This is a genomic window from Rhizobium sp. WSM409, from assembly GCF_057653825.1.
This window is the reverse complement of the sequence record NZ_JBYGKP010000002.1, coordinates 786,851-799,691: the sequence shown is the minus strand read 5'-3', so window position 1 is coordinate 799,691 and position 12,841 is coordinate 786,851. Positions and strand designations below refer to the sequence as shown.

The following is a 12,841-nucleotide window of genomic DNA, read 5'->3' as shown; positions in this document are numbered from 1 at the left end:
GCATTTCGGATCGCCGGGTGCCGCCTGATCAGGTTCGGTAGGGAACCCGGGAAAATCCTGAGCGTTTGTGCTCCAGTTAGAGGCCGAGGCAATCATGACGACATTCGAAACCATCTTCAATAACCCGAGCTTGCCCCAGACAAAATCAAAACGGCCGAGCGACCGCCAAAAACAGGATGGCAGCGACTTGCGTTTCCACGGGAGCGCTGCGAAGGCGACCTTCCTGATCAACGGCAATAGCTACTTTGCGGAGTTGGCGCGCGCACTGCGGCAGGCACGGCGCACCGTCTGGATCGTCGGTTGGGATTTCAACCCCGACATCCCGATGGAACCTGATAAATCCGACGAGACCCTGTCCGACCTACTGCATGAACTGGCGGCCGCAAATCCGCAGCTCGAAATACGCATCCTCGTCTGGACCCTCGGCCCCATCTATTCGGACAAGTCGCTCCGGCTGCTTCGCAAGAAGAGTTTCCCAAGGAATGAGCGGATCGATCTGCGCTTCGATCTTCAGCGCGCGGTGCGCGGCTGCCACCATCAGAAGCTCGTCTGCATCGACGATGCCGTCTCCTTCATTGGCGGCATGGACCTGACATCGCGGCGATGGGACACCTGGCTTCATCGCGCCAAAGATAAACTTCGGCGCGATCCCGAGGGCGTTTCATACGATCCCCTGCACGACGTTCAGGCAATGGTCACCGGCGATGCTGCTAGGTTGATCGGCGATATCGCCAGGCGGCGCTGGGAAAACGCGACCGGTGAAAACCACCTGCCGTTGGCCGAAGATGTCGCTTTTTCCTGGCCGGACGATCTCGCCGTTTCGATGAGGGACATCGCGGTCAGCTTCGCGCTGACGGAGCCGTCGACCGCTTTTCGCCCCGGCATCAGCGACGGAATCGCCATGACATTGGACGTCATCGCCCGGGCGCGGCGGCAGCTTTACATCGAGGCGCAATATCTCGCCTCCTTCCGCGTCGCTGACGCCATTGCGGCGCGGCTGCAGGAGGAGGACGGCCCCGAGGTCGTCATTATCTGCACGCGCAGTTCTCATGGGCTGATCGAAAAGCTTGTCATGGGCGGCAATCGCGACCGCGTCATCCGCCGCCTCAAACGCGCCGATCGCGCCGATCGCTTGCGCGTCTATTATGCCGTCGTACCCGGGCCAGTCACGCCCGGAGAGAACGGCGAGGTGGAGGTGCTCGTCCATTCCAAACTGATCATCGCCGATGACGAGCTGGTCCGCATCGGCTCCTCCAATCTCAACAATCGCTCGGAAGGGCTGGATGGCGAATGCGACATGTTGTTTGAGGCAGGTAGTGACGCGCACCGCGGCGCGATCGCGGATCTGCGCAATCACCTGCTTTCGGAATATCTCGGAACCACCCCGGAAACCTTCGCCGCAGCCTTGATGCAAAGCGGCACGTTGATCGAGGCGGTCGACGCTCTCAATGACGGGCCTCGGGGTTTACGGGAATTCACCGTCGAGCTGTCGGGCAGCATTTCACCGATTTCAGGCACGGCGATCTTCGACCCGGTTCGACCGTTCACAGTTTTAAACCGATTGGGCCTCGGCGCGCTCGTCCGCCGCCTCATTCGCCCCGCCTGACCTCCGTCGGAAAACGACCTCGCTGATGACGAGCAGCGTCGTGCCGAGCGCCAGTGGAATAAAGAAATAGGCGCAGCGGAACGCAATCAGCGCGCCGATCGACGCCTCCTTCGGCACGACATAGGAGACTGTCGCCTCGAGCACGCCGAGACCGCCCGGAACATGCGTCGCGAGGATCGCCGAATTGGCAAGCACGTAAGCCGTCACCGACCTGAAGAAGGCAACGTCGCCGAAGGCCGAAAGCATCTGGTGCAGGCAGGCGGAGACGAGCATGAAATTGATCGTCCCGACCGCAACCTGTGCGACCGCGATCGAAAATGGTGGCAACTGAAACGACCAGCGCCACAGCCCCAACGTGCCGCGGATGAAAAACGCCAGGCCCGCATAGAGAGCCGGCACGACCAGCGCCAGCAAACCGAAGATGCGCACACTTGCCGGGTCGATGCGCAGAAGGCGCCCGGCATCGCCGGGATTGACGATCATGGCGATGCCGCCAAGCGTGATCAGCCCGAGCCCTACCGTGACACCGCAAAACAGGATGATCTTCGCCACGTCCTCCGCCGTCAGCCCCCAGCGTGAATAGAAACGATAGCGAAAGGCGCCGCTGCTCAGCCCGGCAAAGCCGATATTGTGGCCGAGCGAAAGGCTGATGAACGAGGCGAGCAGGATATTCCGGTAGGGCAAGGATTTGCCGAGCGAGCGGATCGCCAGGAGGTCGAAGCAACTGAGGCACAGATAGGACGCCGCCGCAAAGAGAAGTGCAGTGCAAAAGGTCGAAAGAGGTATGCTGCGAACCGATTGGACGATCTGATCGAGGCTATATTGTTGGAATATTCGATAGAGGAGAAAGACCGCAAGACAAAGGGCAGCAACGAGCAGTCCATTCCATATCATGCTTTTCAAGCTCATCGATTGTCCTCAGGAGTGCGAGCGCGATGGTCGATGATCGGGAACGATCAAACGAGTTTTGTGTTCCCTGCAGAACCAGTTCTATGTTTTCCAGGGGAGCTTCTATGTGCTTTCCGGGGGGAACTTCTATGTTTCCCCGGGGGGAACGAGTTCAGCAGGGCCTATGCCGGATCAATCAATCAAAATCCTGACCTATAACGTGCACAGTTGTATCGGCGGCGACCGGAAGCTCGATCCCGGCCGCATCGCTTCTGTCATTGCCGAGGCTGAGGCTGATATCGTCGCTCTTCAGGAGGTCGACGTCCTCCGCCGCAGGACCGGCGGCGTCGACCAGGCCCATGCGATCGCCTCGCTTTTGAAGATGCAGGCTCATTTCCATCCGGCGCTGTCGATCGCTGAGGAGCAGTATGGCGATGCGATCATCACTTCGCTGCCGACCGGCGCGGTGAAGGCCGGACCATTGCCATCCATCGGCGAACAGCGCGGCGCCATTTCCGTCGAAATAGTGGTCGGCGACAGAAAACTGCTGGTCGTCAACACCCATCTCGGCCTTCGCGGCCGCGAGCGCATCCGGCAGATGACGACATTGCTGAACCCCGGCTGGCTACGCGGCACGACGGATGAACCTCTTCCAACCATCCTCTGCGGCGATTTCAACGCCATTCCGTCATCGGCGACTTACCGACTTGCCGCGCGGTCATTGAAGGACGCCCAGCTCGCAGGCAGCGCCGCGCCGAGAGCCACCTTTCCCTCGCGCTACCCGCTGATGCGCCTCGACCACATCTTCGTCACTGACGATCTCATCGTCAAACAGGCGGCGGTCCTCGAAAACCGCCTGACAAGGATTGCCTCGGACCACCTGCCTCTGCTCGCGGAAATCGGCTTCGCCTGATCAGTCATCGACAATGACGAATTTCACCGGGCAAGCTTCCGGTTCATCACCGCCGCCACCAACGGTAGCGCCGTCGTCGCCACGGCTCCCAGAGGCAAGCGCATGATGCCCCTGGTGACGACGAAGGTCGCCGCCATTGCACCTGCGAGCTTGAGCCAAGGCTGTTTGCCGAGCTGCGCATGGGCGCTGGCATCGGCCCATCGGACGTTCTCCGTCACGACGGTCGCGGCCTGATGTTGGATCACGTGAAGGCGAGCGCGGAGGTTTTCGAGTTCTTCTCGCAGTTCTTGCAGACGGCCTTCCAGCACATGACCTTCGTAGATCGGGAGGGGCTCCTCGACGGTGTCTCCAACGGAAGCATAACCACCGAGCGTCGCAATATATGCCCGATATTCGGCCTCGCTGGCGAAACCCTCACGTCTGATAAGATCAGGGTTGATGCCCGCCTCTTCGAAGGAGGCCGGCGCGGTTTCCACAGCGTCGCGCATATCCTTGTTTGTGCCGGTATCCCCGAGTTCGTCCTTGAGCATGATGTGTCTCCAGTTGTTCCTGGCGATAGAACGCTCGACGGCTCAGAAGGATGCATCGGCCTCCGCTCCGGCCTTCACCGTCGCGACGCGCTGAAGCGCTCCGGCCGAAATTCCGCCAGCAGCGGATGCCGGCGTCCAGTGACGATCTCGTCCGCCAGCAGTTCGCCGGCAATCAGGCCGAGGGTGGCGCCGCTATGGCTGAAGGCGACGAAATAACCCGGGATCGACGGCAGTTCGCCGAAAACGGGCTCGCCGTCGCCCGGGATAGGCTTGAGGCCGACCCCATAATCTTCGACCTCCAGCGCAGGATTGCCTTCGAGAACCCTGGAAGCCTCGCGCAGCAGCCCCTCCAGCGTCGATTGTCTGATTTCATAGCTGCCGTCGGGCTTCACGCTCACCTCCTCCTCGGACCAGGCGGAATCGAGCGCGAAGCCACCGTTGGGCGTCGGCCGGATGGCGACGCGAGGGGTATTGAGCACGGCCTTCAACGGGTGGCGGATCGGCTTTGTCCTGACGAGAAGGGCGACGGGCGTTGCATCGCCGATATGCTGGCCGGCCTCGGCAACGATTGCGGGAACGTCGCCGCCGGCAGCAAGCAGCACGGCATCCGCGTCGCGGCGCATGCCGTCTGCGGTGATCACGCCACGGGCGCGCCCGCCTTCAATATCGACCGTCGCGCGACCCGCGTCCGTGATGATCTCGCCGCCCAGCGTGCGGAATTCTTCCACAAGCGTGGCGATCAAGGACGGAAGATCGACCCAGCCCTCCCCGGGGTTGAAGATCGCGCCTTGCCGCGTCACCACACTTGCATCGACACCCGGCGTCGCCGCGGCAATTCGTTCGGGGGCGAGCCACTGCGCGTGATAGCCGAGATCGCGCTCATAGTCGAAGATCTCAGCGATCTCGTTGCCGGCATCGTCCGCATCCCAGGTCAGGCCGCCATCGAAGCACAGCCACGGCGCATCGGGATACCGGACGGCCAGCGTGCGGTAGCGATCTATGCCGGCCAACCGCAGCCGGTGATAGGCATCGGTGCGTTTGCGCGCCGAATTGAGCCAGGCGAGCGAACGACCGGAGGCGCCGTTGGCGAGCGGGCCGTCATTGATGAGCACGATGCGGACCCCGAGCCGTGCCAGATGGACAGCCGTCGAGACGCCAAAGATCCCGCCGCCGATGACGACGACCTTCGAAGGTTTGGTGGAAGCATTCATGTCGATAACCTTGTTGTCTGCTCTTGCTACATCGAATGAAATCCGGCGCACCCGGCATGAGGACGACCGGGGGCACCATGCGTTGCCTCAGGCGCTTCAGAGAACTTCCGCAAGGAAGCGCTTCAGCCGCTCGCTTTTGGGATTGTCGAAGATCTGCTCCGGGCAGCCGGCCTCGACGATGCGACCCTCATCCATGAAGACGACTTGGTCTGCCACCCTGCGGGCAAATCCCATCTCATGCGTCACCACGGCCATCGTCATGCCCTGTCGACCGAGAGCGGCCATCAGGTCGAGCACGCCCTTCACCAGTTCGGGATCGAGCGCACTTGTCACTTCGTCGAAGAGCATCACCTCCGGATCCATGGCAAGCGCGCGGGCGATGGCGACGCGCTGCTGCTGCCCACCCGACAGGCCTGCGGGCCGATGATCCCTACGCTCTGCGAGACCGACCTCCGCCAGACGCGCCTCGGCGATGCGCTGCGCCTCCTGCCTCGGCATCTTCTTGATCTTGGTCAGCGAAAGCATGACGTTTTCGAGTGCCGTGTGATCGGGAAACAGGTTGAAGTGCTGGAACACCATGCCCACTCGCCGGCGCAGCCTCTCCGGCTTCATCGCCAGGATGCTCTCGCCATCGAGCAGGATGTCGCCGCCTTTCGGCTCGACAAGCCTGTTCATGCATCGCAGCAGCGTCGATTTTCCCGAGCCGGAAGGGCCGATGATGCAAGTGACGGTTCCGGCAGCGATGTCGAGATCAACACCCTTCAACACGTCGAGATCGCCGTAGGCCATGGCGAGGTCTCGGATGTTCAGGGCGCCGCCTTTGAAGCGCGGCGTACTCTCCTCGGCCGTGCCCGTGGGATGGGGGCCAGCGGCCCGCAACTCGCTTACCTCGACCAATCCGCTCGCAACACCCGAGCCGCGGCCTTGTTTTCCGAGCCGCAGTCTCGCATCGATATAGTTGACGAAGTGGGTCAGCGGAACGGTGATGACGAGATAGAAGACGCCCGCCAGCAGCAGCGGTGACAGATTGCCGGTGACGACGGCCTGATCCTGGCCGACCCGGAAGATCTCCCGCTCGGAAGCGAGCAATCCGAGGAAGTAGACAAGGCTGGAATCCTTGACGTTTCCGATGAATTGATTGACCAGCGCCGGCAGAACCCGCCTGATGCCTTGTGGGATGACGATCAGGCGCATGCCCTGCCCATGGCTCATGCTGAGAGCCCGGCAGGCTTCCATCTGGCCGCGCTCGACGCTTTGAATGCCGGACCGGAAAATTTCGCCGATATAGGCTCCGGCAATCAGGCTGAGCGCCAGGATGCCGAGCGGAAATGGAGACGGACCGAAGATCTCGCGCCCGATCCGGGCAAACCCCTGGCCGATGATCAGGATCGTGACGATCGCCGGAAGCCCGCGGAAAACATCGGTGTAGATGCGCGCCGGCAGCCGCAGCCAGCGGGATTGCGAGATGCCCATCACGGCAAGCGCCATACCGATGATGACGCCGAGCACGGTCGAGGCAGCGGCCAGGATCAGCGTATTCTTCAGGCCGACGCTGATCATGCTCGGCAGAACTTCCGCCATGGCGTCCCAGTCCAGGAAGCTGCGGCGCAGATTTTCAAGCCAGTTCATTCAGATCCCCATGAATTCTTGCCCGGCGCGGACGCCGCCGTCCGGCAGAGCCTTGGTAAGCCGCCCGCCATGAGCGGGCGGCTTGCGGCGTCACTTCTTGGGAAGATACTGTTCCGGCATCGGCGAGCCGGGGAACCACTTTTCGTAAAGGGTCTTCCAGGTGCCGTCCTGCATCGCATCGTGAAGCGCGCCGTTGAGCGCCGTGCGAAAGGCGTCATTTCCTTTTCGGACCACGAAGCCAGCAGGCGCATCGAAGGAGGGGATATTCACGGCAACCTTCAGCGCGGGATAGCGCTCGCCATATTGCTTGGCGGCCTCGTAGTCGAGAAAATGCGCATCGACCGTTCCGTTGTTGAGGGCAGCCACGGCAGAATTGTTGTCGGGGAATTTCACCAGATCGGTTCCCCCGAAATTCTTGGCCGCATAGACTTCCTGCAAGGTCCCCTGCACGACCCCGAGACGCTTGCCCTTGAGGCCATCGGCATCCTTGATACCGGCATCCGGGGTCAGCACGGAGAGATAACCGGCAAGATAGCCGTCGGAAAAGTCGATGGTCTTCTTGCGGGCTTCGGTGGTTCCGATCGCCGCAACGGCAACGTCGAACCTTTCGTTTGCGACCGACGGCAGGAGTGCTGAAAATTCCTGGCCCGTAAACGTCACCTTGTCTTTTTGAAAGCCGAGGCGGGAGACGACGTTGAGAAACAACTCGATATCGAAACCGGTAAACTGGCCGTCCGCCGTGGCAAACGTATAGGGCTTGGAATCGCCCATCGTGCCGACGCTGATAGTCCCTGGCTCGATCAGGTTATAGGGATTGTCGGCTGCGGCCGCAGAACCTGCCCCCATCGCAAGAAGGCATGTGACAAGGCCGGCCCGCAACGGGGCCATGATGGCCGGAAAAAATAGAAAAGGCTTCATCGTCGTTCTCCGCTCTGAAAGGAATGCTCTTGTCGGCATTGTCGTCCCACGCTGCCGCGCATCGCGACAGAGATTTGTGGACAAGATACCGGTCTCTGATATAAAGAGACCGGTCTCAAGACATATTTGATATCCGTCAATTGACCTGCCGTCAACAACTCTTGTAGTCCTCGGCCCATGGAAGATTCCGCTCATCCGAAACGTGCAGTCACGGTCGCCGACGTCGCGAAGGCCGCAAAGGTCTCGAAGGCGACGGCCGCCCGCGTTCTCGGCGGCTACGGCGTGGTCAGCGCCAAGATCACAGATCAGGTCATGGCGGCCGCCGCCGCCCTCGAATACCGCCCGAACGAACTCGCCCGGAGCATGAGCACCGGAAGATCCGGTATCATCGGGGTCGTGGTCGGCGATATCGAGAACGCTTTCTTCAGCCTGGCGGTGCGCGGCATCAGCGATGCGGCCCGCCTCGCGGGATTCAACGTCATCATCGCGAATTCGGGCGAAGAGCTCGATGCGGAAATATCGGCCGTCGACCTCCTGATCGGCAAACGCGTCGATGGCCTGATCGTCACTCCGGCCCGCTGCGACAGCATCGATCATCTCCACCACGTCCGCCGCGCCGGCGTGCCGCTCGTCCTGTTCGACCGGGCGATCCCGGAACTCGATGTCGACGCCGTGACCGGCGACGACCGGGATGCGGCCATCGCGGCGACCCGGTATCTGATCGAGCAAGGACATCGCCGCCTCGCCTACGTCTCTGCTATGGATGCCGAGGGCGGCGGGGCCACAGATATCGGGCGGATCTCGAATTCCGCCGTGCGCGAACGCGTAGAAGGTTTTGTCAGCGTCCTGACCGAGGCGGGTTTGCCAAACCCTCTTCATTATGTCAGGCTCGGAGCCACGGACCAGCGCCAGACAGACGGCGTGATCAAAAGCCTGCTCGCCGACAGTGCCGCGCCGACGGCGCTGCTGGCATCGGACAGCCTCGTCGGCTTGCGCATCTTCAAGTCGCTACAATCGCTCGGCCTGTCGATCCCCAAGGACGTGTCGATGATTTCGTTTCTCGACGCCGACTGGACCAGCGTCACCGTTCCGCCGATCACCATCGTAGACCAGCGCGTCTACGAGATGGGCAAGCTCGCCGGCGAGCGGCTCATCGCCCGTATCGAACGCACCCCTCTTGCCGTCGAACGTCTGCGCGTCCGCACGAGCCTCGTCCTGCGCGGCTCCGTCGCCCCGATCGGCCGGTGAGACCTATTGATTTGGCCGTACCCGCTCGCTTGAAGCAGCGAGCAGTGCCGCACTGCGATGTGCAACTGATGTCCATGGTCGCCGATTTGATATTACATGGGGTTGCTGTTGTCTTTACCTGACCAACGTTATTTAATACCGAAAATACTCGCTATGGGATTTTCAGAAAGATCATGCTCCAGTCAAAAGACGCTTCATCTGAGCTGATAGATTTAATCTATGGAAGTCTATTCGGTGAGTGCAACTGGCAGGATTTTCTAGATCGCGTTGCGCAAACCTCGCCGAATGGAAAGGCTGCCCTCCATTACCACGATCTAGCCTCGCCTGTGGCCCATGTTCCCTACGTATCGGGGTTTTCGAGGAATGAGGTCGACCAGTTCAGCAGCCACTTTGCCGCAGTGAACCCCTGGATTCCGAGATTGAGCTCAGTGCCCGTCGGTCAGGGTGTCTGCGGAGACGAGATCTTTCCACGCGAGGACTTGCTCAAATCGGAATTCTACAATGATTGGCTGAAGGGGCAGGCCCAATGCGAGACGAGCATTGGTGTCTCCATCATTCGGGAGGAAACCCGCACCTTCGTCCTATCGACCTGCACGTCGTCAGCGGATCCCGGTTTCAACAAGGAGGCAGCCGGGCGGTACACGATACTCGCTCCCCATTTGAAAAGAGCTTTCGACTTCATCCGGAAGCGCGATTTACTCGCCCCGGAAAGACAGACAACGCAAACCCTGTTTGATAGCATCGGCGTCGGACTGATCTACGTTTCGGAGCAAGGGCGAGCACGCCAATGGAATAAGAGCGCGGAAGCCTTAATGGCGACTGGCTTTCCTATGCATGTCGCCCCAGGCGGCAAGCTCGAACTTCAATGCGAGAGGTCGACCGCTGTTCTCGATTTCCTGACCTCCAGAAAAGGTGTGCAAACAAGGCCGCATACGGCGATTGCAAAGGGGAAGGACAAGGCAAGTTATCGCATCACACTCCTCCGGCTCCAGTCCGATGCATTCACTGAGATCTTGGAGGGGCCGACCGTGGCCGTCATTGTCGAGCCGATGGTGGCCACGCCGCTCAATGCGCGGCGAGACTTCCTAATGGAAGCCTACAAACTGACTGCGACGGAGATTCGGATCGCATCAAGCATAGCCTCGGGCCATTCTCCAAAAGAGGTGGCCATAGCCGATCACATCAGCTACGAAACGGTCAGAACCCACCTCAGAAACATCTATTCCAAGCTCGGGGTAAACTCCCGGGTTGGTTTGGTCGCGCTGCTCATGCGCTGACGATAATCTTGCAACTCGTCCCTACCGCCCGCATGGCTAGCCAGCCTTCGCATATTGCGAACGGGTGCCGAGAGCAAAGACATGCAACACTCGAACATGAATTCCGGCAACTCTCGTCCCATCGCGGGGAAAAACCAGTGCTACGCCCACTAATCATAGAGTTCGCCGTGGCCGATCTGGTCCTGCCTGGTGGCTGCGTCGCTGATTGAGGGGTCGTCTGCCGGATCGGGATCTCTCTTGTTGGCATCGCTTAAAGACTGGGCGGCCTTAAGCAGTGCTGCGGTTATCTCCTCAGTGCCCCATCCGGCTTCATTGGCGGCTGCAATCAGCCTTTCCAAAGCGTCGCGCGCGGCTGCGGTCGCCTCTTCGAAGCGCTCCGCGGGAGATTCGGTTTTAGGTCGTGGAAAGGTCATGGGCGTTCTCTCCAATAGGTCCGGCTCTTCGGAGTGAACGCAGCCCGGGGGAAATAGATGCACGACCGTGCTGATTAAACAAACCGATGCCCAGCAGCGCCGTGCCGGAAAAGGCCCGCCACGTGTTTTCCCCTCAGATGACCGTCTGCAACAGAAACGGAGAGCGCTCCAACGGACGCTGGGCGAGGATCCTCAGCATTGCGGGTCCTTGTATGCCGGAAGTCGTGCAGGAATGGCCGTCGTGATAGACCACCGTCATGATGCGGCTGAGACTATTGTACCTGATCTCTGCGATCGTCCGGGTGTGAACCGGAAAGATGAATTCATGGGGTTGAGATTTCTCCCCCGAGGATTTCAAGGTCATTGCGATGCCCCAACGAAAAAAGCAATTTTAGCCCCACCGCGCCTGGTCTGAGCCTAACGGTGTCCATCAAGCACATATTGCTGCGACGGTCGCGTGACATCGGCGTGACACGCAGGATCGGCACTGCTAACTCAAAGCGGAATTGGTGACGCGTCAGCTGCCAAAGCGGCCATCAACCGTCAATGCAATGTCCGTCGGATCCCGTGTGCGAGAGCGGCCTGCGGCCATTCGACCGTGCGTGCCAACGATCGAACGGCTTCGTCCACGTTGAAAACCACGTCCCCGAGCCGCTCGATCTCATGATCGAGCTCGTAGACCTCGACTTCGTCGAGGTCGTCATTCTGGAGCATTCGCCTCATTGCCTCGATAAGGCGCTCAGTTCGCCCAACGATATCCAGCGCGCTGCGTATGATGATGTCGAACATGCCGTCCCCTCGCTTCGATAATGAAGGGTCGGCCAGAATCGTGATGCTGACAATCCTGAAATCTTGTCAGATGCGCTCGCGGATCGTGTCGTAGAGATCCCGCAACTCCCGCAGTGCGGGTTGAGGCCGATGGCGCGGCAGGGCGGCGCGACGCCCAGCCAAGGCAAGTGCGCCGGCGACCGCCGCGACGATCAGCAGCGTTGAGGCCGGGTAGAGCTTCACCGCCGCTTCCGTCTGACTCATTGCTTTCCCGGCACTCCCCTTTACCGATCGGGCGGCATCGAGGACCTGTTGCTGGAGCGTGCCGATCTGCTTTCGCAACGCGCCGAGCTCTTCGGCCAGGTCATGATCAGACTGTCGGGGAACGCCGACCGATGCGGTATTCGTATCGATGACGGCTTTCGGAACGGGCTCGCCGATCTTGGCTCCCTTGGTGTCGAGGGTCGTCGTCTCAGTGCTCTTGCGGCGCGGCATGATCATTTCTCCTTCCTGGAACATGATGCCGAAAAGTGTGAGCGGCTTTCGGAGACAGGATTCAGATACAGGTCAAAGGGACCTAAAATTTTCCCGTCTAGTCGTCGTCGAGCGAGAAGACCGGCCGGTAGTGGCGCTCGGCGATCAGCAAGCTCCGGTCGGGCCGGATGATGTAGATCTCCTCGACCTGGCGCCCCCATTGATCTGTGAAGGTGTGGGGGAAGGAAGAGCCCACCGGCGATTTCGTCAACTTGGTGCGAGGCTGGCCATTATACGTGATGCTGCCGGGAATGGGTGCCAGTCCTGCCGACGAATAACTGCCTGCTCCGGTCGTACAGCCTGTCAGCACAACCGCAAAAACCAGCCCAAATCCTATGCTCCGCTTCATCGATCCCTCCAGCTGCCTTGTCTTCACGCGGCACGCGCTTTTATCGTCAATGTAACAGGGGACGACAGACATTGTTCCAGAATTTGGCCGGATACATCAGAGCAGGCGAGAATTCGCTCGAAACCGGAACGACCGCGGCATCGCGTCGTTCTGTCGAAGCCCATGCAGTCGCCTATCCCCTCACGTTGGCGTTGAACTTTTCGTAGACCGAGTGGTAAATCCGAGAATATGCGCGGATATGATGACGGCGATGTTAGCAAGACCAGCCGGGTATGCCCGGGCCCGCGATCGCTGCTCTGTGGGCGGCCTGCCAGATCGGCCGACTTTATTCCTCCACCGAACCGTTCGGTCCCGAGCTCATGAATGTCGCAAGAAATCTCGGCACTTTCATTCTGCCAGCGCTCGTTCTTCTCCTGGCGGGGCCTTTCAGGATGTGGTTCGACAGATTTGCGCCGCTGTATCCCTTTGTGCTCGGAGCCGGTATCCTCAACATCTATGTGCAGGACGATGCGCTGGCTGCCGGCTTACCGATGATCGTGCTTGTCTACCCCTTCCTG

14 protein-coding genes are annotated in these 12,841 nt (G+C 60.4%); 4 read left to right on the top strand and 10 right to left on the bottom strand.

Features of this window, described 5'->3' with window-relative positions; translation table 11 throughout:
- Positions 1 to 94: 94 nt before the first annotated feature.
- The gene (locus AC25BC_RS27295; protein ID WP_128439723.1) at positions 95 to 1,606 is read left to right on the top strand and encodes a phospholipase D-like domain-containing protein; all 1,512 of its coding nucleotides are present in this window, start codon (positions 95 to 97) and stop codon (positions 1,604 to 1,606) included.
- Here AC25BC_RS27295 and AC25BC_RS27290 read toward each other — a convergent pair.
- Positions 1,553 to 2,515 (bottom strand): lysylphosphatidylglycerol synthase domain-containing protein, encoded by a 963-nt coding sequence (locus AC25BC_RS27290; protein ID WP_128439722.1) that lies wholly within the window; start codon positions 2,513 to 2,515, stop codon positions 1,553 to 1,555. The genes AC25BC_RS27295 and AC25BC_RS27290 overlap by 54 nt on opposite strands.
- A gap of 163 nt (positions 2,516 to 2,678) precedes the next feature.
- Between AC25BC_RS27290 and AC25BC_RS27285 the strand changes: the two genes are divergently transcribed.
- Positions 2,679 to 3,407, top strand: a complete 729-nt coding sequence (locus tag AC25BC_RS27285) for an endonuclease/exonuclease/phosphatase family protein (protein WP_128439721.1) — start codon at positions 2,679 to 2,681, stop codon at positions 3,405 to 3,407.
- A gap of 23 nt (positions 3,408 to 3,430) precedes the next feature.
- Here AC25BC_RS27285 and AC25BC_RS27280 read toward each other — a convergent pair whose 3' ends face one another.
- The 4 genes from AC25BC_RS27280 to AC25BC_RS27265 all read right to left on the bottom strand — a co-directional run bounded on the left by AC25BC_RS27280 (position 3,431) and on the right by AC25BC_RS27265 (position 7,695).
- Positions 3,431 to 3,937: a hypothetical protein gene (locus AC25BC_RS27280; RefSeq protein WP_128439720.1), complete on the bottom strand. Its 507-nt coding sequence runs from the start codon at positions 3,935 to 3,937 to the stop codon at positions 3,431 to 3,433.
- 74 nt (positions 3,938 to 4,011) lie between these two features.
- Positions 4,012 to 5,148, bottom strand: coding sequence for an NAD(P)/FAD-dependent oxidoreductase (locus AC25BC_RS27275; protein ID WP_012755481.1), 1,137 nt, complete (start codon positions 5,146 to 5,148; stop codon positions 4,012 to 4,014).
- A 96-nt stretch (positions 5,149 to 5,244) separates the two neighbouring features.
- Positions 5,245 to 6,777 carry an amino acid ABC transporter permease/ATP-binding protein gene (locus AC25BC_RS27270; RefSeq protein ID WP_003562728.1) on the bottom strand — a complete coding sequence of 511 codons (1,533 nt, stop codon included), beginning with the start codon at positions 6,775 to 6,777 and terminating at the stop codon, positions 5,245 to 5,247.
- A gap of 90 nt (positions 6,778 to 6,867) precedes the next feature.
- Positions 6,868 to 7,695 carry an ABC transporter substrate-binding protein gene (locus AC25BC_RS27265; RefSeq protein WP_003562731.1) on the bottom strand — a complete coding sequence of 276 codons (828 nt, stop codon included), beginning with the start codon at positions 7,693 to 7,695 and terminating at the stop codon, positions 6,868 to 6,870.
- 177 nt (positions 7,696 to 7,872) lie between these two features.
- On the opposite strand from AC25BC_RS27265, the gene AC25BC_RS27260 reads away from it, so the two are divergent.
- Complete coding sequence (locus AC25BC_RS27260) at positions 7,873 to 8,943, top strand: LacI family DNA-binding transcriptional regulator (protein ID WP_128439718.1); 1,071 nt, start codon at positions 7,873 to 7,875, stop codon at positions 8,941 to 8,943.
- Positions 8,944 to 9,116: 173 nt separating this feature from the next.
- A complete protein-coding gene (locus AC25BC_RS27255; protein WP_128439717.1) occupies positions 9,117 to 10,220 on the top strand; it encodes a LuxR C-terminal-related transcriptional regulator in 1,104 nt (367 codons plus the stop codon).
- Between the two features lie 149 nt (positions 10,221 to 10,369).
- Here AC25BC_RS27255 and AC25BC_RS27250 read toward each other — a convergent pair whose 3' ends face one another.
- The 5 genes from AC25BC_RS27250 to AC25BC_RS27230 all read right to left on the bottom strand — a co-directional run bounded on the left by AC25BC_RS27250 (position 10,370) and on the right by AC25BC_RS27230 (position 12,284).
- Complete coding sequence (locus AC25BC_RS27250) at positions 10,370 to 10,633, bottom strand: hypothetical protein (RefSeq protein WP_003562738.1); 264 nt, start codon at positions 10,631 to 10,633, stop codon at positions 10,370 to 10,372.
- A 133-nt stretch (positions 10,634 to 10,766) separates the two neighbouring features.
- A complete protein-coding gene (locus tag AC25BC_RS27245) occupies positions 10,767 to 10,997 on the bottom strand; it encodes a hypothetical protein (RefSeq protein ID WP_003562740.1) in 231 nt (76 codons plus the stop codon).
- Positions 10,998 to 11,176: 179 nt separating this feature from the next.
- Complete coding sequence (locus AC25BC_RS27240) at positions 11,177 to 11,422, bottom strand: hypothetical protein (protein WP_003562742.1); 246 nt, start codon at positions 11,420 to 11,422, stop codon at positions 11,177 to 11,179.
- A gap of 66 nt (positions 11,423 to 11,488) precedes the next feature.
- Positions 11,489 to 11,896, bottom strand: a complete 408-nt coding sequence (locus AC25BC_RS27235; RefSeq protein ID WP_026157594.1) for a hypothetical protein — start codon at positions 11,894 to 11,896, stop codon at positions 11,489 to 11,491.
- 97 nt (positions 11,897 to 11,993) lie between these two features.
- The gene (locus tag AC25BC_RS27230; protein ID WP_012755474.1) at positions 11,994 to 12,284 is read right to left on the bottom strand and encodes a hypothetical protein; all 291 of its coding nucleotides are present in this window, start codon (positions 12,282 to 12,284) and stop codon (positions 11,994 to 11,996) included.
- Positions 12,285 to 12,841 lie beyond the last annotated feature (557 nt).

Coding starts and splice junctions, on each gene's coding strand:
- AC25BC_RS27295 (WP_128439723.1), top strand. CDS start 95: ATGACGACATTCGAAACCATCTTCAATAACCCGAGCTTGCCCCAGACA.
- AC25BC_RS27290 (WP_128439722.1), bottom strand. CDS start 2,515: ATGAGCTTGAAAAGCATGATATGGAATGGACTGCTCGTTGCTGCCCTT.
- AC25BC_RS27285 (WP_128439721.1), top strand. CDS start 2,679: ATGCCGGATCAATCAATCAAAATCCTGACCTATAACGTGCACAGTTGT.
- AC25BC_RS27280 (WP_128439720.1), bottom strand. CDS start 3,937: ATGCTCAAGGACGAACTCGGGGATACCGGCACAAACAAGGATATGCGC.
- AC25BC_RS27275 (WP_012755481.1), bottom strand. CDS start 5,148: ATGAATGCTTCCACCAAACCTTCGAAGGTCGTCGTCATCGGCGGCGGG.
- AC25BC_RS27270 (WP_003562728.1), bottom strand. CDS start 6,777: ATGAACTGGCTTGAAAATCTGCGCCGCAGCTTCCTGGACTGGGACGCC.
- AC25BC_RS27265 (WP_003562731.1), bottom strand. CDS start 7,695: ATGAAGCCTTTTCTATTTTTTCCGGCCATCATGGCCCCGTTGCGGGCC.
- AC25BC_RS27260 (WP_128439718.1), top strand. CDS start 7,873: ATGGAAGATTCCGCTCATCCGAAACGTGCAGTCACGGTCGCCGACGTC.
- AC25BC_RS27255 (WP_128439717.1), top strand. CDS start 9,117: ATGCTCCAGTCAAAAGACGCTTCATCTGAGCTGATAGATTTAATCTAT.
- AC25BC_RS27250 (WP_003562738.1), bottom strand. CDS start 10,633: ATGACCTTTCCACGACCTAAAACCGAATCTCCCGCGGAGCGCTTCGAA.
- AC25BC_RS27245 (WP_003562740.1), bottom strand. CDS start 10,997: ATGACCTTGAAATCCTCGGGGGAGAAATCTCAACCCCATGAATTCATC.
- AC25BC_RS27240 (WP_003562742.1), bottom strand. CDS start 11,422: ATGTTCGACATCATCATACGCAGCGCGCTGGATATCGTTGGGCGAACT.
- AC25BC_RS27235 (WP_026157594.1), bottom strand. CDS start 11,896: ATGCCGCGCCGCAAGAGCACTGAGACGACGACCCTCGACACCAAGGGA.
- AC25BC_RS27230 (WP_012755474.1), bottom strand. CDS start 12,284: ATGAAGCGGAGCATAGGATTTGGGCTGGTTTTTGCGGTTGTGCTGACA.